The organism is Actinomadura kijaniata NBRC 14229 (assembly GCF_001552175.1).
Lineage (GTDB): Bacteria > Actinomycetota > Actinomycetes > Streptosporangiales > Streptosporangiaceae > Spirillospora > Spirillospora kijaniata.
Map to the genome: position 1 here is coordinate 24,377 of NZ_BCQR01000035.1, position 23,249 is coordinate 47,625.

Annotated in this window: 18 protein-coding genes; 9 read left to right on the forward strand and 9 right to left on the reverse strand. The window is 74.4% G+C overall.

The features are described 5' to 3' along the window. Positions 1-19: 19 nt before the first annotated feature. Both AKI01S_RS12885 and gabT read right to left on the reverse strand, forming a co-directional pair. Positions 20-1,702 carry an amidohydrolase gene (locus AKI01S_RS12885; RefSeq protein ID WP_067815657.1) on the reverse strand — a complete coding sequence of 561 codons (1,683 nt, stop codon included), beginning with the start codon at positions 1,700-1,702 and terminating at the stop codon, positions 20-22. A 214-nt stretch (positions 1,703-1,916) separates the two neighbouring features. Next, the gene (gabT, locus tag AKI01S_RS12890; RefSeq protein ID WP_067815659.1) at positions 1,917-3,287 is read right to left on the reverse strand and encodes a 4-aminobutyrate--2-oxoglutarate transaminase; all 1,371 of its coding nucleotides are present in this window, start codon (positions 3,285-3,287) and stop codon (positions 1,917-1,919) included. 75 nt (positions 3,288-3,362) lie between these two features. On the opposite strand from gabT, the gene AKI01S_RS54235 reads away from it, so the two are divergent. Continuing rightward, a complete protein-coding gene (locus tag AKI01S_RS54235) occupies positions 3,363-4,805 on the forward strand; it encodes a PucR family transcriptional regulator (RefSeq protein WP_281186072.1) in 1,443 nt (480 codons plus the stop codon). Here the strand turns inward: AKI01S_RS54235 and AKI01S_RS12900 are convergent, their stop codons facing one another. Further along, positions 4,806-5,789: an aldo/keto reductase gene (locus tag AKI01S_RS12900; protein WP_067815661.1), complete on the reverse strand. Its 984-nt coding sequence runs from the start codon at positions 5,787-5,789 to the stop codon at positions 4,806-4,808. A 117-nt stretch (positions 5,790-5,906) separates the two neighbouring features. Here AKI01S_RS12900 and AKI01S_RS12905 point away from each other — a divergent pair, with 117 nt between their 5' ends. The 5 genes from AKI01S_RS12905 to AKI01S_RS12925 all read left to right on the forward strand — a co-directional run bounded on the left by AKI01S_RS12905 (position 5,907) and on the right by AKI01S_RS12925 (position 10,248). Then, positions 5,907-6,737 carry a helix-turn-helix domain-containing protein gene (locus AKI01S_RS12905; protein ID WP_157419804.1) on the forward strand — a complete coding sequence of 277 codons (831 nt, stop codon included), beginning with the start codon at positions 5,907-5,909 and terminating at the stop codon, positions 6,735-6,737. A 58-nt stretch (positions 6,738-6,795) separates the two neighbouring features. Continuing rightward, positions 6,796-8,028, forward strand: a complete 1,233-nt coding sequence (locus AKI01S_RS12910; RefSeq protein WP_067815664.1) for a helix-turn-helix domain-containing protein — start codon at positions 6,796-6,798, stop codon at positions 8,026-8,028. 61 nt (positions 8,029-8,089) lie between these two features. Further along, complete coding sequence (locus AKI01S_RS12915; protein ID WP_157419805.1) at positions 8,090-8,335, forward strand: hypothetical protein; 246 nt, start codon at positions 8,090-8,092, stop codon at positions 8,333-8,335. A gap of 71 nt (positions 8,336-8,406) precedes the next feature. Beyond that, on the forward strand, positions 8,407-8,748 hold the full coding sequence (locus AKI01S_RS12920; protein WP_157419806.1) for a hypothetical protein: 342 nt from the start codon (positions 8,407-8,409) through the stop codon (positions 8,746-8,748). A gap of 72 nt (positions 8,749-8,820) precedes the next feature. Then, positions 8,821-10,248 (forward strand): aldehyde dehydrogenase family protein, encoded by a 1,428-nt coding sequence (locus AKI01S_RS12925; RefSeq protein WP_067815672.1) that lies wholly within the window; start codon positions 8,821-8,823, stop codon positions 10,246-10,248. A gap of 48 nt (positions 10,249-10,296) precedes the next feature. Here AKI01S_RS12925 and AKI01S_RS12930 read toward each other — a convergent pair whose 3' ends face one another. Genes AKI01S_RS12930 through AKI01S_RS12940 form a run of 3 tightly spaced genes read right to left on the reverse strand, consistent with a single transcriptional unit; the run spans position 10,297 to position 16,058 of the window. Continuing rightward, positions 10,297-14,943, reverse strand: coding sequence for a hypothetical protein (locus AKI01S_RS12930; protein ID WP_067815675.1), 4,647 nt, complete (start codon positions 14,941-14,943; stop codon positions 10,297-10,299). 42 nt (positions 14,944-14,985) lie between these two features. Beyond that, positions 14,986-15,390 (reverse strand): hypothetical protein, encoded by a 405-nt coding sequence (locus tag AKI01S_RS12935; protein ID WP_157419807.1) that lies wholly within the window; start codon positions 15,388-15,390, stop codon positions 14,986-14,988. A gap of 17 nt (positions 15,391-15,407) precedes the next feature. Beyond that, a complete protein-coding gene (locus AKI01S_RS12940) occupies positions 15,408-16,058 on the reverse strand; it encodes a hypothetical protein (protein WP_067815681.1) in 651 nt (216 codons plus the stop codon). 133 nt (positions 16,059-16,191) lie between these two features. Here AKI01S_RS12940 and AKI01S_RS12945 point away from each other — a divergent pair, with 133 nt between their 5' ends. Continuing rightward, entirely contained in the window at positions 16,192-17,409 is a 1,218-nt protein-coding gene (locus tag AKI01S_RS12945) for an MFS transporter (RefSeq protein ID WP_067815684.1), read from the forward strand. On the opposite strand, the gene AKI01S_RS12950 is transcribed toward AKI01S_RS12945, so the two are convergent. Beyond that, a complete protein-coding gene (locus AKI01S_RS12950; RefSeq protein WP_067815689.1) occupies positions 17,396-18,664 on the reverse strand; it encodes a cytochrome P450 in 1,269 nt (422 codons plus the stop codon). The genes AKI01S_RS12945 and AKI01S_RS12950 overlap by 14 nt on opposite strands. 9 nt (positions 18,665-18,673) lie before the next feature. Next, a complete protein-coding gene (locus AKI01S_RS12955; protein ID WP_067815692.1) occupies positions 18,674-20,035 on the reverse strand; it encodes a glutamine synthetase family protein in 1,362 nt (453 codons plus the stop codon). Between the two features lie 150 nt (positions 20,036-20,185). Between AKI01S_RS12955 and AKI01S_RS12960 the strand changes: the two genes are divergently transcribed. Continuing rightward, the gene (locus AKI01S_RS12960; RefSeq protein ID WP_067815694.1) at positions 20,186-20,974 is read left to right on the forward strand and encodes an acetoacetate decarboxylase family protein; all 789 of its coding nucleotides are present in this window, start codon (positions 20,186-20,188) and stop codon (positions 20,972-20,974) included. A gap of 58 nt (positions 20,975-21,032) precedes the next feature. Here AKI01S_RS12960 and AKI01S_RS12965 read toward each other — a convergent pair whose 3' ends face one another. Next, positions 21,033-22,469, reverse strand: coding sequence for an APC family permease (locus tag AKI01S_RS12965; protein ID WP_067815697.1), 1,437 nt, complete (start codon positions 22,467-22,469; stop codon positions 21,033-21,035). 193 nt (positions 22,470-22,662) lie between these two features. On the opposite strand from AKI01S_RS12965, the gene AKI01S_RS12970 reads away from it, so the two are divergent. Continuing rightward, positions 22,663-23,235 (forward strand): MarR family winged helix-turn-helix transcriptional regulator, encoded by a 573-nt coding sequence (locus tag AKI01S_RS12970; protein ID WP_067815700.1) that lies wholly within the window; start codon positions 22,663-22,665, stop codon positions 23,233-23,235. Positions 23,236-23,249 lie beyond the last annotated feature (14 nt).

The following is a 23,249-nucleotide window of genomic DNA, read 5'->3' on the forward strand; positions in this document are numbered from 1 at the left end:
GGTTCCTCACTCGCGGGGTTCAGAGGGTGGAGTGGACGACGCGGCCGTCGAAGACGGTGAGGGCGACCGGGACGTCGGGCAGGTCGTGCGGGTCGAGTTCGGTGAGGGTGCCGTCGAGGACGGTGACGTCGGCGGCCTTGCCGGGTTCGAGGGAGCCCTTCCACTCCTCGGCGAAGTCCTGCCAGGCGGCGTGGACGGTGTAGGCGCGGACGGCGTCGGCGAGCCCGACGCGTTCCTCGGGGCCGTAGGGGCGACCGCTGACCTTGCCCTCGCGCAGGATCATCGCGGCGACGCCCTGCCGCCAGTTGGGGTGGGTGACGGGGGCGTCGGAGCTGCTGGTGACCGGGATCCCGGCGTCCAGGGCGGACCGGACGGGCCACTGGTAGGCGGCGCGCTCCGGGCCGAGCAGCTCGGCCATGGCGTCGGCGATCGTCCACTTGATCGCGGGGTTCATGTTCGCGCCGAAGCCGTGCGCGGCGAGCTTGCGCAGGCTCTGCGGGCCGACGAGGTCGGCGTGGATGACGTAGTGGCGCGGGTCGTCGCGGGGGTGCCCGGCCTGCGCCGCCTCGAACGCGTCCACCACGGCGTCGATCGCGCGGTCTCCGGTCACGTGCACGCCGAGCTGGTGCCCGGCCTCGTGGGCGAGGCGCACCATCTCGGTCAGCTCGCGGACGCGCAGCGCGTCGGCCTCGCCGTGCACGCACAGGCAGCCGAAGCCGCCGCCGGGGTACTCCTCGCGGACCCAGGCGGTCTTGTTGGGCGGGATGCCGTCGGCGAACAGCTTCACGCCGAGGACGTTGAGGACGCGCGGGTCGACGTTCTGGGGGATCTCGGCCTCGGCGAGGCCCTTGGCGATGTCGGCGGCCGAGCCGCTCATGCCGGTGAGCAGCAGCAGGACGCTGACGCGGGCCTCCAGCCCGCCGGCGCGGGCCAGGTCGGCGTAGACGTCGAGGGTGAGCTGACCGGACGCGCCGCCGAACAGGTCGGTCCCGCCGGGGCCGAGGCCGGGTTCGGTGTAGCTGGTGATGCCCTCCCGGTGGAGGGCGGCGACGGCGTTGCGGACGCCCCGCTCGATCTCGTCGCGGGTGTGGGCGGGCAGGTGGCGTTGCAGGAGCCCCTGCGCGCCCTCGGCGAGCAGGCCGTTCGGGGCGCCGGTGCCGTCGGTGTGGATCACGCCGCCCTCGGGGACGGGGGTGTCGGCGGTGATCCCGGCGAGTTCCAGGCCCCTGGTGTTGGTCAACGTCAGGTGGCCGGTGAAGTCCTGGAGGTAGACGGGGTGGCCGGGGGCGACGGCGTCCAGGTCGTGGCGGGTGGGGGCGCGGCCGTCGGTGAGGTAGGCGGCGTCCCAGCCGTTGCCGCGGATCCACCGGCCCGCGGGGGTGCGGGCGGCGGCGTCCCGGACGGCGGCCAGGATGTCGGCGATGGACCGGACGGCGGGGTAGCCGAGGTCGAGCGCGAGCGGCGGCCGGGACAGGCCGAACGCGCAGCCGTGCAGGTGGGAGTCGTTGATGCCGGGCAGCGCGGTGCGCCCGCGCAGGTCGATCACCTCGGTGCGCGGTCCGGCCAGGGCGGCGATCTCGTCGGTGGTCCCGACGGCGGTGACGGCGCCGCCGGTGAGCGCCACGGCCCGGGCGGTGGTGAAGGCGGGGTCGGCGGTGAGGATCTCACCGTTGAGCAGGACCAGGTCGGGGGAAACGGTCATGTCCGCACCACTCCTGGGAAATTTGGACCCAAACGTTGTTGAACAGAGAACGTACGGAACCAAACGAGATCAGGTCAACCACCGATTCGTAACGGAGCAACCCAATTCGCCGCCGAACCCATAGCCGAAAAACCGAAAAAAGCAGCGAAGGGTCGCCGACGGCCCTTTCGGGCGGTCGGCGACCCTTCGCCGCCTGACTCCTGTGGCGCGGGGACTAGGAGGCGAACGCCTCCTCAAGGATGGTCAGGCCCTCGTCGAGGAGGTGCTCGGGGATCACCAGCGGGGGCAGGAAGCGCAGCACGTTGCCGTAGGTGCCCGCGGTGAGGACCAGCAGGCCCGCGGCGTGGCAGCGGCGCGCGACCTCGGCGGTGAGCGCGGGGTCGGGCTCCTTGGTGCCGGGCCTGACCAGCTCGATCGCGATCATCGCGCCGCGCCCGCGCACGTCCCCGATGGCCGGGTGCCTCTCGGCCAGGGCGCGCAGCCGGGGCAGCATGATCTCGCCGATGCGGCGGGCCCTGCCGGTCAGGTCGTCCCGCTCGATCTCCTCCAGCACCGCGAGGGCGGCCTCGCAGGCGAGGGGGTTGCCGCCGTAGGTGCCGCCGAGGCCGCCGCCGTGCACCCGGTCCATGATCTCGGCGCGGCCGGTGACGCCCGCCAGCGGCAGGCCGCCCGCGATGCCCTTGGCCGTGGTCACGATGTCGGGGACGACCCCCTCGTGCTCGCAGGCGAACAGGTCCCCGGTCCGCGCGAAGCCGGTCTGCACCTCGTCGGCGATGAAGACGATCCCGTTGGCCTCGCAGAACTCCGCGATCGCGGGCAGGAACCCGGGCGCGGGCTCGATGAAGCCGCCCTCGCCCGCGATCGGCTCGATCACGACCGCGGCGACGTTGTCCGCCCCGATCTGCTTGGTGATCTGGTCGACGGCCTGCGCCGCCGCCTCCGGCCCGGCGTTCTCCGGCCCGGTCGGCCAGCGGAACGGATAGGCCAGCGGCATCCGGTAGACCTCGGGCGCGTAGGGGCCGAACCCCTGCTTGTAGGGCATGTTCTTGGCGGTCAGCGTCATCGTCAGCAGGGTGCGGCCGTGGTAGCCGTGGTCGAAGACGACGACCGCCTGCCGCCCGGTGGCGTACCGGGCGATCTTGACGGCGTTCTCGACGGCCTCGGCGCCGCTGTTGACCAGGAACGAGCGCTTCTCGTGGTCGCCGGGGGTGAGCCGGTTCAGCGCCTCGCACACCGCGACGTAGGACTCGTACGGGGTGACCATGAAACAGGTGTGGGTGAAGCGCTCGACCTGGTCGCGCACGCGCTCGACGACGCGGGGGTTGGCGTTGCCGACGTTGGTGACGGCGATGCCGGACCCGAAGTCGATCAGCGAGTTGCCGTCGGCGTCCACGACCACGCCGCCCCCGGCGTCGGTGACGTACACCGGCAGCACGCTGCCCACCCCGGGCGGCACGGCCGCCGCGCGCCGGGCCTGGAGCTCCCGGGAGCGGGGACCGGGGATCTCGGTGACGACGCGGCGCTCCTGGGGAAGGCGCGCGGCGTTCCCGGAGGCGGGGGCATCGGTGATGGGGACGCTGGTCATGGCGCGAAGGTAAGCTCGCGACCCACTGCTGTGCACCGTACGGAACGGCGAATCCCCGCCGCTCACCCTTCCACCGTGGACATCGAAAGCGAGACCGCCGTGCCGCCTGCCCTCGCCACCGTGACCGGGTTGCCGTCGCTCGGGCTGCGGGCGCTGACCGACGTGCCGGACGCGCGGGTGCGGTGGGTGGCGGTGAGCGAGCTGGAGGACCCGACGCCGTTCCTGGAGGGCGGGGAGCTGGTCCTGACCACGGGGATGCGGCTGACACCCGGCAACGCCGCCGCCTACGTGGCGCGGCTGGTGGCGCGGGGGGTGGTCGGCCTCGGCTTCGGCGTCGGGCTGACGCACGGGACGGTCCCGGAAGCCCTGCTGGAGGCGGCCCGCGCGCAGGGGCTGCCGCTGCTGGAGGTGCCGCGCGCGACACCGTTCATCGCGGTGGGCAAGGCGGTGTCGCGGATGCTGGCGGCCGAGCAGTACGAGGATGTGACCAGGGCGTTCCAGGCCCAGCGGGAGCTGACCCGCGCGGCGTCGAAGGGGCCGGGGCCGCTGGTCTCCCGCCTGGCCCGGGAGCTCGGCGGCTGGGCGCTGCTGCTGTCCTCCTCCGGCGAGGTGCGCCACGCCGAGCCCGCCCCGGCCCGCGACCGCGCCGCCGCCCTGCTGCCCGAGCTGGAACGCCTGCGCAAGGCGCCGTCCAGCGCCGCGTTCTCCGGCCCGGACGACCACGTCACCGTGCAGAGCATCGGGGTGAGCGGCCGTCCGGCGGGCTTCCTCGCGGTCGGGACGCCCGACCCGCTCCCCCACCCGGCCCACACGATCGTCGGCGCGGCGGTGGCGCTGCTGACCCTCCAGTCGGAGACCCCGCGCACCGACCGGGACCTGCGCGCGACGCTGGCCGCGCTGCTCCTCGGACTCCCGCACGGCCCGGCGCTGCCGCCCGCGCCGCTCCGCGTGCTGGCGTGCGCGGGCGGGACGGCGGTGCTGGACGCGCTGCACGCCGACCCGGCCGGGGCCCGCTGCCTGGCGGTCCCGCTGGCGGACTCCTGCGCGGTGATCACACCCGGGCCCCTGGCCGACCACGTCGCCGCCCTGGCCGCCGACCACGGCCCGGTGGGCGTCAGCCCGCCCGCCGAACGTGCGGAGCCCGGCGGGCTGCGCACGGCGCTCGGGCAGGCCGAACGGGCGCTGGCGGCGGCGCGGCGGGGCCGGGGCGTCGTCCGGTACGAGGACCTTCCCGGCCAGGGCGTGCTGGGGCTGCTGGACCCCGGCCTGGCGCGGGCGTTCGCGGACACGCTGCTGGCCCCGCTCCAGGCCGAGGGCCTGGTGCCGTCGCTGCGCGCGTACATCACGGCCAACGGCCAGGGCGAGGCGGCGGCCCGCGCGCTGGGGATCCACCGCCACACCCTGCGGACCCGCATGCGCCGGGCCGCCGAGCTGCTGGGCCGCGACCTGGACGACCCGGCCGTCCGCGCGGAACTGTGGATCGCCCTGACCGTCGTCCGCGACGACGCGGCGGACTGATCAGCGGTCGATGTTGGTCAGGTAGTTCTGGTCGCCCTGGGGTCCGGCCACGGCGTCGCGGGGGACGCGCGCTTCGAGCTCGTCGAAGACGGCGGCGGGCAGGTCCAGGTCGGCGGCCGCGGCGTTGGCCCTGGCGTTGGCGGCGCGGCGGGTGCCGGGGATGGGGAACGCGCCCCTGCGCAGCAGCCACGCCAGGGCGAGCTGGGCGGCGGTGACGTCCTGCTCGGCGGCCAGGGTGGCGAGGGTGTCGGCGAGGGTGACGTTGCGGGCCAGGTTGTCGCCCTGGAAGCGCGGGTTGCCGCGCCGCCAGTCGCCGCCGCCCATGTCCTCGCGCGAGCGGACGGCGCCGCCGAGCAGGCCGCGGCCGAGGGGGCTGTAGGCGACGAAACCGACGCCGAGTTCCGCGCAGGCGGCCAGGACGCTGTCCTCGGGGTCGCGCGTGAGCAGGGAGTACTCGCTCTGCACCGCCGTGATCGGGTGGACGGCGTGGGCGCGGCGGAGGGTGGCCGCCGACACCTCCGACAGGCCGATGTGGCCGATCTTCCCCGCGGCGACCTGCTCGGCGAGCGCGCCGACGGTGTCCTCGACGGGGGTGGTCGGGTCGAGGCGGTGCAGGTAGTACAGGTCGACGCGGTCGGTGCCGAGACGGGTCAGGCTCGCCTCCAGGGCGCGCCGGACGTACTCGGGACGGCCCAGGCCGTGGACGAGGCGGCCCTCCTCGTCGTGGTCGCCGCCGAACTTGGTGGCCAGGACGATCCCGTCGCGGCGCGGCCCCAGCACGCGGCCGACGAGGCGTTCGCTGGCACCGGCCCCGTAGATGTCGGCGGTGTCGACGAACGTGACGCCGGCGTCCACGGCCGCGCGCAGGGCCGCGGCGGCCTCGTCCTCGGCGACGTCGGCGTAGATGCCGGTGGCGAGGGTCATCGCGCCGAATCCGATGACCGAGACTTCCGGGCCCCGCCGGCCCAGGGTGCGGTAGCGCACGCCGGAAACACCTCTTCTCGTGATCGGGAGCGCCTCCAGCCTCGGGGACGGGAGGGAAGGGCTGCCAGAGCCCGCCGGAGGCTAGTAACGGCGGTGCTAGTAGGCACACTGGAGGGCATGCGAGAGATGGCCGACTTCCTCCGGTCGCGGCGCGACCGGCTCCGGCCCGAGGCCGTGGGGCTGCCCACCTACGGGCGGCGGCGCGTGCCGGGGCTGCGGCGCGCCGAGGTCGCGCAGCTCGCGGGGATCAGCCCCGACTACTACATGCGGCTCGAACAGGGCCACCCCGTGCGCCCCTCCCCCTCGGTGCTGGACGCGCTGGCGCGGGCGCTGCGGCTGGACGCCGACGAACGCGACCACCTCTACCGCCTGGCGCGCGCGGAGCCCGCGCCCCTGCGGCGGCGCGCGGACGAGGAGGCGGTGCCGGGCGTGCGCCGGCTGCTGGAGCAGCTGGACGCCGTCCCGGCGTACGTGCTCAACGGCCGTCTCGACGTGCTGGCCTGGAACGCGATGGCGGCGGCGCTGGTCGCCGACTTCGCCGCGATGCCCCGCCGCAACCTGGTCTGGTACGCCTTCTGCGACCCGCGGGCGCGCTCGTTCTACGTCGACTGGGAGACGATGGCGCGGCAGGGCATCGCGCACCTGCGCGCCGCCACCGGCCGCGACCCCGGCGACCCGGCCACCCGGGAGCTGATCGAGGAGCTGACCGGGCGGAGCGAGGAGTTCCGCACGTGGTGGACGTGGCAGGACGTCAAGGGACCCGGCGCGGGACGCAAGGAGTTCCGGCACCCGGAGGTGGGCAGGCTGACGCTGGACTACGTCGCCATGCTGCTGCCGGGCACCCTCGACCAGCAACTGGTCACCTACACCGCCCCGGCCGGAACCCCCTCCCAGACCGCCCTGGACCGGCTCGCGGCGCTCGCGGCCGAACGCTCCCAAGCCCCCTGACGGAACGGGTCAGCGCCTCGTAGCCTGAGAACGCGACCGTCCAGGAGAGGCGAGGCTCATGCACGACCGTGACGTCGATCCGGCCCACTCCGCCCTGTCCACGGGGGAACGCATCCGCTACTGGCGTGAGCGCCGGGGCATGTCGCGGGAGGTCCTCGCCGGGTTGGTCGGCAAGAAACCCCGGTGGCTGAAGGCCGTCGAGCGCGGCGAGATCGGTGATCCGAAGCTCCCGGCCCTCCTCGACATCGCCGACGCGCTGCGCGTCCGCGACGTCTCCGAGCTGGTCGGGGACCCGAGGGCGCCGCGCAACATGTTCCGTGGACCCGGGCATCCGCGGCTCGGTGAGGTCCGCGACGCCATCAACGCCGTCGCCGTGCCCGTGAGCGGGCCGCCGCCGTCGCTGGACCACCTGCGCGCACGCGTGGACGCGGCGTGGCGCGCCCGGCACGCCGCGCCCGACCACCGGACCGTCCTGGGCGGGCTGCTGCCGGAGCTGATCCGCGATGCCAGGCACGCCGCGAAGATCTATGAGGGCTCCGAACGGCGGCGGGCGCTCGCCCTGCTGGCGGGCGCCTACCACCTGACCCAGTTCTTCGTCGCCTACCAGCCGTCGGCCGATCTGCTGTGGCGCGTCGTCGAGCGGTCCCTCATGACCGCCGAGGAGAGCGAGGACCCGTGCGCGTTCGCGGGCGCGGTCTGGCTGGCGGTCCAGGCGCACCGGGACGCGGGGGACTTCGACGCCGCCGAGTCCACCAACCGCGAGGCTCTGGAGGCGTTGAAGCCCCGCGTCGATGACGCCGGGCCGGAGCTGCGGGCGCTGTGGGGGGCGCTGCACCACGAGGCGGCCTACACGGCGGCGCGGGTCGGGCAGGACGCGGTCGCGTGGCGCTGGTGGGAGGAGGCCGACCGGGTCGCCCAGTCCCTGCCCGCGGACTTCTACGAGCCGCTGACGTCCTTCAGCCGGGTCGTCATGGGCGCTCACGCGGTGACCGTGGCGGTCGAGTCCCGCAAGAGGGGCGAGGCGACACGGCAAGCGGAGGCGCACGCGTCGGCCCGCATCCCCTCGCAGCCCCGGAGGGGGCGGCACCTCATCGAGGTGGCACGGGCCTGGCAGCTCGGCGGAGAGAAGCGTTCGGCGTTGGGCACCCTCCAGGACGCCTACGTCGCGGCACCGGAGACGATCCGCTACAACGGCTACGCCAAGCAGATCGTGCTGGAACTCGCGCGGGAGCCGGGCACGCTGCGGCGCGACGCCCGCGACCTCGCAGACCGCATCGGCGTTCTGGTCTGACCGATACAAGAGGACAGCGATCCTGTCCCTTCGTGTCCGCCGGGCGACCTAGCGTTCCCGCATGTTCGCACGCCGTCCGTCCACCGAACCTCTTGATCAGCAGTGCCGCGCCATGGCGGCGTGGCTGGGGCGGGAGTTTCCCGCGTGGGTGATCTGGTGGGGGCCCGCGACCCGGCGTTACTGGGCGTTGCCCCGGCGCGGCGTGGTCGCGCCGCTGCTGGAGGCCGCCGATCCCGAGGCGCTGGTGGCCGCGCTGCGTGAGGCCCAAGCCTGGAACGGCATCGGCCCCACGGCGAGGAGGCCCTGAGTGCCGGTTCCGGAAGCCGGGCGGGCGTGTTCGGGGGCAGCCCGATACCTACGACCAGGGAGGTCGTTCGGATGAGTGATGTGGTGCGGGAGCGGCTGGTCGTGTTGCAGGGCGCGTTGGTCGGGTGTGGGTTCGCGACCGAGCTCACCGGCGGCGGGCTGCGGGTCGTCGGGGACGGGCCGGGATGCTGCGCGGCGCAGGAGCGTCCGGCCGTTCTGATCACCTGCCGGGCCCGTGCCGAGGATGGCGGGCGGGTGTGGTTCTTCACCGGGTGGAACGAGGCCGTCGCCCCCGCCGACCGGGTCGCCGACGCCGTCGCGGCCGTTCGGGGGTGGATGTCCGGGGCGGCGAACGCGGCGGGTCCGATTGGACACCCTGGAGGAGTGCCGGGGCGGGGTGCGGGGATAGCGTGAGGGCGTCGGTTAACGAGAGGAGAAGGCCCCGCGCCCCGGCATAAAGACCAGGGGTTCGGTGCTGATGTGGACATGAACGTGACTCCATTCTGGCTGGCCGGCCGAGCCGCGACCGGTGACGAAGAGCTGACCGTGACCCACCCGTACGACGGTCGTGTCGTGGGGACCGTCGCCGTCCCGACGCCGCAGCAGGTGGAGGAGGCGATCGCCAAGGCCCACGCGGTGCGCAGGGACGCCGCCGCGCTTCCCGTGCACGTGCGGGCCGAGGCGCTCATGCACGTCTCGCGGCGCCTGGAGGAGCGCGCCGAGGAGATCGCCAAGCTGATCACGGCGGAGAACGGCAAGCCGCTGATGTGGGCGCGCGTGGAGGTCAAGCGCGCGGTGTCGGTGTTCCGGTTCGCCGCCGAGGAGACCCGCCGGTGGAACCCCACGATGCAGCGGCTCGACACCGACCAGGGCGGCGAGGGCCGCCTGGTCTACGTCTCGCGGGTGCCCAAGGGGCCGGTGCTGGGCATCTCGCCGTTCAACTTCCCGCTGAACCTCACCGCCCACAAGGTCGCCCCGGCCATCGCGGTCGGCGCGCCGATCGTGGTGAAGCCCGCCCCGGCCACGCCGCTGTCGGCGCTGGTGCTGGGTGAGATCCTCGCCGAGACCGACCTGCCCGAGGGCATGTTCTCGGTGCTGCCGGTCCCCAACGAGCGCGCCTCGGACCTGGTGAAGGACGAGCGGCTGCCGATCGTCTCCTTCACGGGCTCCGTCCCCGTGGGGTGGTCCATCAACGAGCAGGTGCCGCGCAAGCACGTCACCCTGGAGCTGGGCGGCAACGGCGCGGCGGTCGTGCTGCCCGACTCCGACCTGGACTGGGCCGCGCAGCGCATCGGCCTGTTCTCCAACTACCAGGCCGGGCAGAGCTGCATCGCCGTGCAGCGGGTCTACGTGGACCGCTCGGTGTACGAGGAGTTCCTGCCGAAGCTCGCCGAGGTGGTGGGCGGCCTGGTCACCGGCGACCCGTCGGACGAGAAGGTCCAGGTCGGGCCGCTGGTCAGCGAGGACGCCGCCAAGCGCGTGGAGTCCTGGGTGGACGAGGCCGTCGCGGCGGGCGCGAAGGTCGTGACGGGCGGCACCCGCGAGGGCGCGACCTACGCCCCCACGGTCCTGTCCGACGTGCCCGCCGACGCCAGGGTGCTGCGCGAGGAGGTCTTCGGGCCGGTGCTGGCGGTCCAGCCGGTGGACGGGGTGGACGAGGCGTTCGCGCTGGTCAACGACTCGGCGTTCGGTCTCCAGGCGGGCGTGTTCACGCGCAGCCTGGACGTGGCGTTCCGCGCCCAGCGCGAGCTGGAGGTCGGCGGCGTGATCATCGGTGACGTGCCGTCCTACCGCGCCGACCAGATGCCCTACGGCGGCGTGAAGGACTCCGGTGTGGGCCGCGAGGGCCTGCGGTCGGCCATGGACGACTACACCGAAGAGAAGATCATGGTGTTGACGGGGCTGCCGCTCTGACGACGCCCGGGAAGGGGCCGTCCCGGTTCGGGGCGGCCCCTTCCGCCGTCAGCGGGCGGACCAGGCGTTCGCGAACATCTCGTGCAGCGGGACGGGCGGCAGCAGCACCAGGTGCGGGCCCGTGACCTCCTTCTTGTCGTTGACGCGGGCCAGGTGGGTGCGCAGCTTGGAGGTCTCCACCGGCAGGTTGGGGGCCTTCAGGTCCGTCCACTGCCCCGGGACGAACGCCGTGCGGCCCGCGCGGGACCGCTTGCCCTGGTCGATCAGGCCGAGTTCCGCCAGCTCGGCCTGGGCCTTCTTGTGCTTGGCGGGGCTCCAGCCGTTCCATTTGCGGACGTTGCGGTCGGTGGGGCGGGCCAGGGTCAGCAGCTGGAGGTAGAGGGCGGCGGCGTCCTCCGACGTTCCGGTCTCCTCGGCGACCTCGGCCACCAGGCCGGGGACGCTGAGGCGCGGGTTCGCCTCGTACCGGCCGGCCGGAACGGGGCTGTCGGCCATGCGCGCCACCATGCGGGCCAGGCCGGAGTCGTAGAGGGTCTCCACCGCGCGGACCGCGTCGGCCAGGGTGTCCAGGCCGTGGGCGGCGCAGGTCCGCAGCACCCGGTCGAACGCCTCCGGGTCGGCGAACCCGCTGGTCCGCACGTAGACCTGCCATCCGTAGTGGCCGTCGGTGTCGATGACCAGCAGCCCGTCGTCGTGCACCTCGCAGTCCCTGCTCTGCGCCGTGACCTTCGGCACGGGGTGGGTGCCGGGACCGAAGCGGGCGGCCAGTTCCTCCTTGCCGGAGGCGAGGGCGTGGACGCCGAGCGGGATGTACAGGTTCGGGGAGTCGAGCATCCCGCGCAGGTGGTCGTGCGCCGAGGGCACTCCGGCCAGGGCCGGGCCGCCGACGGGGCGTTCGGTCAGCGCCCACAGCAGCACCGACACCAGGTGCTTGTAGGGGTCGTCGTAGTGCCGCTGGCCCGGTTCGCCGTGGTCGTCCTTCCGGTAGAGGCCCATGCCGTACTTGCCCGCGGCCAGCATGAACCCCGGGTCGGCGGGGTCGCCGGTCCGCGGTTCGGCGAGCCACCTCGCCCAGTGCTCGCTCATCCCGCTGCTGAGGCCGAGCTCCTTCTCCAGCCCTTCGAGGACGGCCTCGTCCAGCGGGACGGTGACGCCGATGCGGTCGGCCCAGACCCTCGCCATGCGCTCGGCGGCGGCGCGGTCGCCGCCCGGGGCCCACAGCTCGGCGGGGTCGTCGGGGATCCCGGCGGCGAGCAGCTCCAGGCGGCCCGGCAACGTCAGCTCGCTCGTCACCGACTCGTACTCGCGCCCCAGCGACTTGGAGCCCTTGTAGGGCTTGGCGCGGAGCATCCGGTCGTGCGCCTCGAAGTTGGTGGTGAAGTCGGAGCCGAGGTGTCGCCGCCAGGGCAGGCCGTCCAGGGCGAGCAGCGCGAACACCCGCCGCACGCCGGTCGCGGCGGCGAACGCGTCGACGGCGTCGTCGCCCGGCCGGACGGGCCCGTGCTCCTCGTACAGCTCCAGCAGGCGGCGCAGGCGGGCGGCGTCGTCGCGTTCGATCGTGACGACCTCGACGCCGGTGGCGTCCGCCGGTTCCGGGGCGTCCACCGGCTGGACGAACGCGTAGGTCCCGGTCGGGGACGTGATCGGGCCGAGGACTCCGGTGCGGGCCAGGCCGGTGAGGGCGGAGCCGCGGGCCTTGCCGGTCCGCCACGTCCCGGGCCGGGCGAACGGCGTGCCGGTCCAGGCGCGCAGCAGCTCGGCGAGGGCGGGGCGCTCCTCGTCGCGGGTCGCGGCGGACACCAGCCGCCACGCCACGGCGTCGATGCGGCCCAGCAGCGGCAGCCAGTCGCGGGGCAGGCCGGTCCGGCTCATCTCCCGCGTCGTCTCGTCGATCTCGCCCGCCAGGTAGCTCCCCTCGACGAGGATCGAGGTGAGGATGCCGGGCCGGGAGGTGATCTTGACGTCGGTGCCGAGCAGGACGCGCAGCGCCGCCGTCAGCTCGGTGTCGGGGACCGGGACCGGCGGCCGGACGAGGGCGCCGGAGCGGACGCGCGCGACGCGGTCGGAGACGGTCTCGCGCAGGCGCAGCACCCGCGCGGCCCGCGCCACGGCCTCCGCGACGCCCGCGGCGATCGCCGGGTGGGTGACCTCGGGCAGCACGCGGGCGACGGCGTCGGCCTCCCGGCCGGGCCCGGCGCGCAGCAGCTCCCGGACGGCGTCGTCGGTGACGTTCCGCAGGGCCTTGGAGGAGGCGGGGTCGCGCGGGGTGAGGAAGTGCCAGAACGCGGGCGGCGGGAACACCGGCCGGTTCTGCGGATCCTCGCGCGGGTCGTCCTGCGGGTTGGGGAACGCGCGGACCTCCCACATCGCGGTGTCGGTGCCGTCGGCGGCGTGGGCGCGCATCAGCCCGAAGTAGTTCAGGGAGTGCTGGGTGACGACCATGTCCGCGCCGCCCTCGGGCATCCGCAGGATCCCCCACGGGTCGCCCATGCGGGGCCCGCCCGCGAACGTGGCGCGGCGGCCGTCGACACCCTCGATCTCGTAGCCGGTCTCCTTGACCCCGAACTCCTTGGTCCGGCACATGATCCGGAAGCCGACCACGCCGTTCGCCTGGCCGAGCGGGGAGGTCACGCCGTCGGGCAGCGGCGCGTAGGACAGGTCGTCCCACGACCACTGCTTGCCCTCGGGCGGGGTGACCTCGGTGAAGAAGGCGGGCAGCGATCCGGTCCGGACGCGTTCGCCGGTGGCGGGGTCGACCTCGGCCCAGTCGGAGGAGTCGTCGATGCGGCTGTCGGCGCTCCACACGCGGGTGCCGTCGCTGAGCTGGCGTTCGTGGCGGCCGATGCCGTGGCGGTCGCCGGGCCGCAGGACGCGCTCGCCGTCGTGGCGGCCGTCGGCGGTGGCGAACTGGAAGCCGAACGCGCCGGTCAGCGGGTTGTGGCAGGGGTTCATGCCCCACGGGTCCCCGGGGATGAACCGGTCCTCGGGGCTGCTCGCCCAGAACGCGAGCTCGGGGCGTTCGTGGTGCGAGCTGGTCCGCTCGGTGGTGCGGACGCCCACCAGGAAGTCGCCGCCCGCGTAGTGGACGGTGAGCACGCGCGCGCCCTCGGGCAGGGGGAAGGAGCATGCGCCGCGCCGCCCCGCGTGGTCGACGGCGATGGCGCGGTCCGCCCCGTAGACGGTGAGGACCGGCCAGGTGGCGGTCACGCCGACGACCTCGCCGATCTCCTCGACCGCCGCGTCCAGCGCGGGCCAGCCCAGCTCGGCGGGGATGCCGTCGCGCAGCGCGCGGCCGAGCGGACCGACCAGGTCGAGCCCGGCCAGCGGGTCCTCGATGTCCTTCAGGGCGTCGATGGTGGGCAGGTCCAGCAGGCCGTCCAGCTCGGTCATCGCGTCGTCGGCGGCCTGCAGTCCGCCGCCCTCGACCTGGCGGATCAGCCGCACCAGGCGTTCCTGGACGCTCTTTTCGAGACCGGGGAGGTTCGACAGCACGGACAGGGCCGTCCCGCCGACCGGCCGCCGCGTGAACGTGTCGGTGCGGCTCGCGTGGACGGTGCCCTCCAGGCGCTTGCCGAGCACCGGGTCGGCGGCCAAAGCCGTCAGGTCGCGGCGGGACGCCTCGCCCCAGAAGTGCACGCGGTGGTTCTCGGTGTCGGCAATCGGGATGCCCGCCGCCAGCAGCGCGTCGGCCAGGTCGGCGTCGACGTGCCCGTGGCGGTAGCGCGTCTGGTGGATCCTCACCGGGACGCCCGCCGCGCGCACGCGGGGCGCGAGGCGTTCGATCACGCCGAACAGCTCCTCGGCCATGGGCTGTCTGGTGACGCCGCCGTAGGCGACCCGCTCGTAGCCGTACTGGTAGGGGAACCTGCCGAGCCACGCCGCGAGGCCGCCGGTCGGCTCGACCTCCCCGACGGCCATCGCGTCGATGAGCCCGGCGGCGTCGAGCATCCGCAGCAGCGCGCCGCCGTCGGTGTCGTTGTCGGGGAGGAGGTCGACCAGCCCCTGGCGGGCCCCGTCGTCCGGCCCGGCCTTGGCGAAGACCTTGGCGGCCCCGTCCAGCAGCCCGTCGGGGAGGCTCGCGGTCCGCGCACCCGCCAGCACCTCGCCGAGCACCCTGGCGTCCTCGTCGAGGCCGAGCCCGGCGGCCTTGGCCGTGGCCCGCAGCCGCCGGGGGAGGTCGGCGGCCAGCGGCCCGCCGCCCCGGCCCCACTCCAGCGCGAACCGCACGAACTCCCGGTGCGCGTCCTCGGCGGGGAACGTCTCGGTGAGCCACCGCTGATGGGTGGCGAGCTCCTTGCCGGGCAGCGTGCCGTGCCGCGCGAACAGCAGCGCGTTCTCCACGGCGTAGGCGGTGTCGATGGGCAGGCCGTACTCGCGTTCGGCCTCCCGGGCCCGCGTGTAGCAGGAGGCGGCGGCCTTCTGCGCCCGCGACGCCCGCCAGGAGCCGCGGACGGCGGCGCTCATCCGGTGCCCGACGGTGTCCCAGAACCACGGCCGGTGGTGGGCGGGCAGCGCGTTGGCCTCGCGCCTGAGATCGTCCACGGCCCGGCCGGGCTTCTCGTAGCCGCGCCGCAGCCGCTCGGCGACGCGTTCGACCAGTTCCTCGGCGTGGCCCACCTGGTCGGGCGCGACGGTGCGCACCCATTCCACGTAGACGATCGACGCGTACGGTTCGGCGGGGAGCGCAACAGACATGCCGGCGATTATGGCAACCCCCGCCGACACTCGGTGATCTGCTCACTCCCCCGGGGTGGGCGGGAGGGCGAACGGGTCTTCGGGGAGGAGGCAGCCGTGGTCCTGGAGGGGCTTCGGGTCGCCTAGGACGATCCTGGTGATCTCTCCGGCGGGGGACATTCCGTCGGGGTGATTCGGGGCGCGTTCTCCTGGGCGGGGTGCGCCGCGTCCCACGCTGGGGAACGGTTGTGGTGGGCCGAGGCGTCCGTCGCGGTCCAGGAACGCGTGCACGGCGTCGTACACGTCCGCCACGGCCTGCTCCGCCTCGCTCGCCGAGGTCTCCGGGTGGGCCTGCCGGTACGCCCGCCGGGCGGCGGCGAGGAAGCGCTCCGGGTCGGTGATCACGACGTCGTGGCGGGTGCGGACGCTGATCGTCATGCCCGGTTCGGGGCGCACGGGCTCGTCCACGCTGATCTCCATGGCGGCTAGGGCCTCGGGTCGCCGTGCCAGCGCCATTCGGTCGGGCGGGGGCGGCCGGGCAGGTCGGCGCGGCCCGTCGCCCACAGGAGGGCGGGCCAGGGCGGGGCGTCGGCCGGGGCGTCCGGGAACAGGCGGTTGAGGGCCCGCGCGCACAGCTCGGACGGGGGCCGCCAGTCGACGCCCAGGGTCCCGGCCAGGTCGTGGGTGTGGACCAGGGTCTCCACCAGGCCCATCGCGGCGAAGCCCTCGGGGTCGGCGTGGCCCCAGGTGTGCCAGGAACGCACGTGCGGCGGAGTGGTGCGGACCATCGCCACCAGCAGCGACCCGCACGACTCCAGCACCCGTAGCAGGCCCGCGGGACCCGCGCCCGGGTCGGCGTACACGCCGTTCCGCGGGCCGCCGGGGCGGCGCGCCTCCCAGCGGAACGGCACGTAGCCGTCCTCGGGCGGGGTGCGGAGGCCCAGTTGGACGGCATAGCCGAAAAGGTCGTCGGCCAGGTGCTCGGCCGTCTCCCAACAGGTCCAGTCGAGGGACCCCGCCTTGGCGTCCCAGTTCGCGGCGGGGGCCGCGACCAGCGTGTCCACGGCCAAGCGCACCGCCTGTTCGAGGTCGTCGGCGGTCACCGGCGCACGGCCGTTGTCTCCTGGCAAGCGCATGTCCGGAACGTACCCTGTCGGCCGGGTCCCGGTCAGGCGGTTACCGGCGGTCGTGCGCCGTCATGGAAAGGATCATGGTGGGTAGGGGGCGCCGGGTGAGATCGGAACGTTCCCGACGAACGGAGCCCCGGCCATGCCCCCCGCCTGCCAGACCCCTGTCCGCTCCCCCACCGCCGCGCCCAGCCGCAGGCACGCCTGGGGGTTCTGGGTCGTCGCGGTGGCGTTCGCGACGCTGATGGCGTTCGGGACGCTGCCGACGCCGCTGTGGCCGATGTTCGCCGCCCGCGACCACTTCGGCGCGACGATGGTGACGGTCGCGTTCGCGGTGATGGTCCTCGGCATCTCGGTGGGGTTCCTGTCGCTGGGACACCTGTCGGACCGGGTGGGACGGCGGGTCGTGCTCGTTCCGGCGCTGCTGACCTCGGCGACCGCCGCGCTGCTGCTGACGGTGTGGCACGGGCTGGCGGGGCTGCTCGTCGCGCGGGTGGTGACGGGGCTGGGGGCCGGGCTGATGGCCTCGACCGCGACGGCCTACCTGGACGACCTGTACGCGCGCGCCCATCCGGACCGGCCCGGGTCGGCGACGCCGGGCCTGGTCGCCGCCGTCGTCAACCTGGGCGGCCTGGCGATCGGGCCGCTGCTGGCCGGGGTGCTGGGCCAGTGGGGTCCGGCCCCGCTGACCACGCCGTTCGTGCTGGCGGGAACGGCGCTGGCGGTGCTGGCCGCGCTGGCGGCGACCGCTCCGGAGACGGTGGACCGGCGGGCGCTGCGGGACAGGCCCCGGCGGTTCGGGCTGCGGGACGGCGCGCGGGCCGCGTTCGCCGGGGCCGCCGGGACGGGGTTCCTGGCGTTCGCGGTGATGGGGTTCTTCGCGGCGCTGGGCGCGGTGATGATCCGGGACGTGCTGGGGATGTCGTCGGTGTTCGTGGCGGGGATGGCGCCGTTCGCGCTGTTCGCGGCCTCGGCGGTGGCGCAGCTCGCGCTGGGGCGGCTGCCCGCCCGGCGGCTGGTGGCGGTCGGGCTCGCGCTGTACCCGGTCGGGCTGGCGCTGACCGCGGTCGCGCTGTTCCGGCCGGTGCTGGCGGTCTTCCTGGCCGGGGCGGCGGTCACCGGCGCGGGCGCGGGGCTGCTGTTCAAGGCGGCGGTCGGCGAGAGCGTGGAGGCCGCCCGCCCCGAGTCGCGGGCGGGCGTGCTCGCGGTGTTCTTCGTCATCAGCTACGTCGGGACGGGGCTGGTGCCCGTCGCGTTCAGCCTCGCCTCGCACGCGTGGGGGCCGCGCCCCACGGTGGTGGCGTTCGCCGTGGCGCTGTCGGCGGGCGCGGTCCTGACCACGCGGCTCAGGCGAGGGTGACGGTCACGGGCATCTCCTTGACGCCGTTGACGAAGTTGGAGCGGACCCGGCGCACCTCGCCCGCCGGGCGGATGTCGGCCAGCCGGGGCAGCAGCTCCTCGAACATGATCCGCATCTCCAGGCGGGCGAGCGCGTTGCCCAGGCAGAAGTGCGGGCTGCCCTTGCCGAACGTGATGTGGTCGTTCGGCGCGCGCGTCACGTCGAAGCGGTAGGGGTCGTCGAAGGCGGTCTCGTCGCGGTTGCCCGAGGCGAACCACAGCACGACCTTGTCGCCCTCGCGGATCGTCCTGCCGCCCATCTCCACGTCGCGGGTCGCGGTGCGCCGGAAGTGGTACACCGGCGACGCCCATCGCAGGAACTCCTCCACGGCGGTCGGCATCAGGTCGAGGTCGTCGCGCAGCCGCGCGGCCTGGCCGGGGTGGTCGATCAGCGCGCGCATCGTGTGGGTGATGGCGTGCCGGGTGGTCTCGTTGCCCGCGACGACCAGCAGCAGGAAGTAGTTGTCGAAGTCGCGGTCCGACAGGGGCTCGCCGTCCCTCGGCGTCTGGTTGACCAGCCTGGAAACCAGGTCGGTGCCGGTGCCACCGCGCCGCCTGGCCGCCAGCTCGCGCCCGTACTCGAACACCTCCAGCGACGCCGGGCTGCGGAACGGCAGGTCGCGGTACCGCTCGCTCTCCTCGCTGTGCAGCAGGACGTCGGCGTACTCGGGGTCGGTGTTGGCGATGATCCGGTTGCCCCAGTCGATGAGGCGGGCGGTGTCGTCGTCGGGCACGTCCAGCATCCGCGCCAGCACGTTGATGGGGAAGTCGGCGGCGACCTCCTTGACGAAGTCGAAGGTGCCCTTGGCCAGCGCCGCGTCCAGCGTCCGGGCGGTCAGCCCGCGCAGGAACGTCGCGTACCCGGCGACCGCGCGCGGCGTGAACTCGCGTTGCAGGACGCGCCGCAGCGCCAGGTGCCGGGGCCCGTCGGTCTCCAGCATGGAGCGGCGGATCGCGGCCTGGCGCTCGTCGACCTCCTCCAGGTTCACGAACCGGGTGGAGGTGAACGTGGCCGGGTCGCGGTCGGCGGCGACGATGTCGGCGTGCCGGGTCAGCGACCAGAACCCCGATCCGCCGTCGTGCTCGGGGTTCCAGTGGACGGGGTCGGTGCGGCGCAGCGCGTCGAACATCCGCCACGGCGTCTCGCCGTCCATGAAGTTGTCGAGGTCGGCCAGGTCCACGCCGACCGCGTCGGGGGTCACCGTCTCGATGCTCAAGGGGGCTCCTCACAGGTGGTGGGCGTACTCGCGGAACTCCCAGTCGGTGACGTACCGCTGGAATCGGGCGACCTCGTCGCGCTTGTAGGCCAGGAACGCCGAGACGAACCCCTCCCCCAGCACCTCGGCCAGGTCGGCGTCCTCCTCCAGCGCGTCGAGCGCGGCGGTCAGGTCGGCGGGCAGCGCCGGGGCGCGGGCGGCGTCGTAGCCGTAGCCCTCCAGGGGCGGCGGCGCGGCGCACTTGTCGCGCACGCCCAGGTAGACGGCGGCGACCAGGCCCGCGATGCCGAGGTAGGGGTTGGCGGAGGCGTCGCCGAGGCGGACCTCCAGGCGGGACGCGCCGCCGCGTTCGGGCGGGATCCGCACCATGGCGCTGCGGTTGTCCAGCCCCCAGTCCACCAGCCAGGGGGCCAGGGTGTCGGGGCCGAACCGCTTGTAGGAGTTGACCGTGGGGTTGAACAGGGCGGCCAGGGCGGGCGCGTGCTCCAGCACCCCGGCGACGGCGTGCCGGGCGACGTCGGACAGGCCGTGCTCGCCGTCGGCGTCGTCGAACACGTTGGTCCCGTCGTCGGCGCGGCGGCACGACAGGTGGACGTGGAAGCCGGAGCCGCCCTCCCCGTTGAACGGCTTGGCCATGAACGTCGCCAGCCGCCCCTCGGCCCGCGCGATCTCCTTGACGGCCGACCGGAAGCGGAACGCCCGGTCGGCGGCGTCCAGCGCGCCGGAGTGGTCGATGTTGATCTCGAACTGGCCACCGGAGAACTCGTGGTTGCCCATCGTCACGCCGAGGCCCATGTCGCGCAGGTGCCGCAGGGCGCGCAGCAGGTGCCCGCCCGGGTCGCCCCGGCGGCCGGTGGTGTAGACGTCGCCGGGGCCGTCGGCGTAGCGCCGCCAGCGTCCCGGGGCGTCCGGGTCCGGCTCGCACAGGAAGTACTCCAGCTCGGGCCCGACGACGGGGTCGAGGCCGAGTTCGCCGAGCCGGGCGACGGCGCGGCGCAGCACCTCGCGCGGGCCCTCGGCGCACCGGCGCGAGCCGTCGGGCTCGTACGCCTCGCCGAGGCACTGGGCGACGCCGCGCTCCCACGGGACGGGGCGCAGCGTGGACAGGTCGGGCAGGACGCGGATGTCGGGGAGGCCGGCGTCCAGGCCGCCGGCGACGTCGACCACGTCGCCCCGCGGGCTGGTGTGGTACACCGCGCGGCAGAACGCCAGGCCGTGCTCCATGACCGAGGGCAGCCGCTCGACCAGCACGTCCCGGCCGCGGTCGACGCCGATCAGGTCGGGATAGCTGACCCGCACGACGTCGACGCCGTCGGCGCGCAGGCGTTCCACGACCTGTTCCACGGTCTCGTTCGTACCGGTGGCGCTCACCTGGGGACTCCCCTCGGAGGAGACGGGGGCGGGGGATCATTTGAGCCCAAACCATAAGTCCGCGCGAACCTCCTGACAAGGCCCGGAAGTGACAGAACCCACTCTCCGGCCATATCGTACGGGCCCAAACGAAAACGTCGAGGAGGCCCCGTGGCACCCGTCCGAGGATTCCTGCACCCCAAGACCGCGACCGGCCGCTCGTCGCTGATCCCGAGCCCGCCGTGGCACTACTCCGGCGACCTGCTGACCGTCGAGTACCGCACCGACCCGGCCCGCGTCGCCGAGCTGCTGCCCGACCCGCTGGCCCCGGCCGCCGAGGACCCCGGCGCGGTCGCGATCATCTGGGCGGACTGGCAGTCGTGCTCGGCGTCGGGCGAGGAGCTGCTCGACCCGGTCCGCGCCCAGTACCGGGAGTGCTTCGTGGTGGTGCGCTGCTCGTTCGGGGGCCGCACCTACTCGCGCTGCGTCTACATCTGGGTCGACAAGGACTTCGCGATCGCGCGCGGCCTGCACCAGGGCTACCCGAAGAAGCTCGGCTCGATCCACCAGACGCGGCCGCACCCGTTCGGGGGCGCCGCGCCGCGCCTGGCGCCCGGCGGCCGGTTCGGCGCGACGCTGGCCGCCGCCGACCGGCGGCTGGCCGAGGCCGTGGTGACGCTGCGGGAGCCGTCGGAGACGAACGGCTTCGTCAACGGCCACCCCATGGCCCACCACCGCCACCTGCCCTCCATCGAGCCGGACGCGCCGCCCGCGCTGGACGAGCTGGTCGAGTCGGGCGCGGCGGGCTTCGAGGGCGGCCGGGCGTGGCGGGGCGACGCCGAGCTGCGGCTGTTCGACTCCCCGACCGAGGAGCTGTCGCTGCTGCGGCCCGAGGAGATCATCGGCGCGTACTACCGGCAGGTCGGCGTGGTGTGGAACGGCGGCCGGCGCCTGGCCTGACCCCGCACGCGGGCGCCGCGCGTTCCCGCCGGGGACGCGCGGCGCCCGCGTCCGCCGGTCAGCCCCGGCCGATGCGCGCGTACCTCGCCGGGTCGGCCGCGCGCAGGTAGAGCGCGAACGCCACGCCCGCCGCCCCCGCGACCAGCAGCGCCGCCGGGAGCACCCAGATCAGCGCCGCGCCCCTGTCGGCCCCCAGCAGGGCGTCGAAGTTCAGCAGGCTGGTCGCGAACACCGCCGCCAGGCCGACCCCCGCGACGACCGGGGCGACGAGGCGGCTGTAGGCGTTCTCGCCCCGCGCGTCGCGGTGGAAGTAGCCGACGACGGCCGCCGAGGTCAGCGCCAGCAGCAGGATCACCCCGAGCGCGCCCAGGTTGGTGAGCCAGTTGAACAGGGTGAGGACCGGGTCCCCGCCCGACAGCGCGAACGCGGCCACCACCACGGCGGCCAGCGCGGTCTGCGTCGCCGAGCCGACGTGCGGCGAACCGTGCGCGGGGTGGGTGCGGGCGAGGACGCCCGGCAGGACGCCCTCGCGGCCCAGGGACAGGAAGTAGCGCGCGACCGCGTTGTGGAACGACAGCAGCGCCGCGAACAGGCTCGTCACCAGGAAGAGCTGCGCCAGGTCCGCGAACGCCTTCCCGACGTGCTCCTGCGCCAGCACGAACACCAGCGCCGGGCCGTCCTGCCGCGACCGCTCCGCGATCCGCTCCGGGCCGGTGCCGACCGTCATCGCCCAGGCGGTGAACGCGTAGAACGCGCCGATCAGCGCGACCGAGACGTGGGTGGCGCGGCTGACGGTGCGGCGCGGGTCGCGGCACTCCTCGCTGTAGATCGCGCCGGACTCGAAGCCCATGAAGCTCGCCATCGCGAAGCAGAACGCCGCGCCGACCGCGCCGGTCGTGGCCGCCTCCGGGGTGAGGCCGTGCGCCGACACCCCCGAGGGCGCGCCCGCGAACTGCGCGACGTCGAAGACCAGCACGGTCAGGAACTCCACGGCCAGCAGCACGCCGAGGACCCGGGCGTTCAGGTCGACGCGGCGGAAGCCGAGCACCGCCACGAGCGCGACGCCCGCGAGCGCGACGGCCCACCACGGGACGGCCACGCCCAGCCTGGATCCGAGCAGGTCGGCGGTGGTGAAGCCGAACAGCCCGTACAGGCCGATCTGCATGGTGTTGTAGGAGACGAGCGCGACGAACGCCGCGCCGACCCCGGCCGTGCGGCCGAGCCCGTGGGTGACGTAGGCGTAGAACGCGCCCGCGTTGGAGACCGACCGGCTCATCGCCGCGTACCCGCCGGTGAACACGGTCAGCAGCACCGCCAGCACCACGTACAGCAGCGGGATGCCCGCGTTGCCGGTGACGGCGAACGAGGTGGGCAGGCCGCCCGCCGCGACGGTCAGCGGGGCCGAGGCGGCGACGACGAAGAACACGATCTCCGGCACGCCGATGCGGCGCGCGGTCGCGGCGGAGGGGGGAGGGGCCGGGTCGAGGGTCGCCATGGGGCAGCTCCAGGGGTCGGTACGGCCCCCGGGAGCGATCGTTTGGGACCGTACGAGATGGCGGAATGCGCAGATCGTACGGACTCGAAAGACCGGTGACAAGGAGTAGATTCGGCCCTGTCCACGGGGACGACCCCCGCGGCGCGCTCTGCGGGAACACTCTGCGGGAACACTCTGCGGGAAGAGGAAGCACGTGACGGGGCACCACACACTGCAGGAGACCGAGCAGGCCATCGCGCGGCGGCTCGGCGACGTTCCGCTGCGCCACGACGCGATGATGGCGGTCTCCAACATCTACCGGGCCGCCGCCGCCATCCGGCAGCACTTCGAGGGCTCGGTGCTGCGCCCGGCGGACCTGACCTGGACCGCGTTCGTGGTGCTGTGGGTGGTGTGGATCTGGGACGGGATGGAGACCCGGCACGTCGCCGAGGAGGCGGGGATCTCCAAGGGCACCCTGACCGGCGTCGCCAAGACCCTGGAGGGGCGCGGCCTGGTCGAGCGGGCCCCGCACGCCACCGACGGCCGCCTGGTCGTGCTGCGGCTCACCGACAAGGGCGAGGAGCTGATGCGGGAGCTGTTCCCGCGCTTCAACGCCGAGGAGGCGTTCGTGGTGGAGCGGCTGTCGGGGGTCGACAACGAGCGGCTGGCCGGGACGCTGCGCTCGGTGATCGAGCATCTGGAGGAGCGCGGCGAGGAGCGCCGGGCCGCGCTGCACGCCGACTCTCCCCCGCCGCGGCGCCGCTCGGGACGGCGCCCCCGCCCCTGACCCCTGGCGCCTTT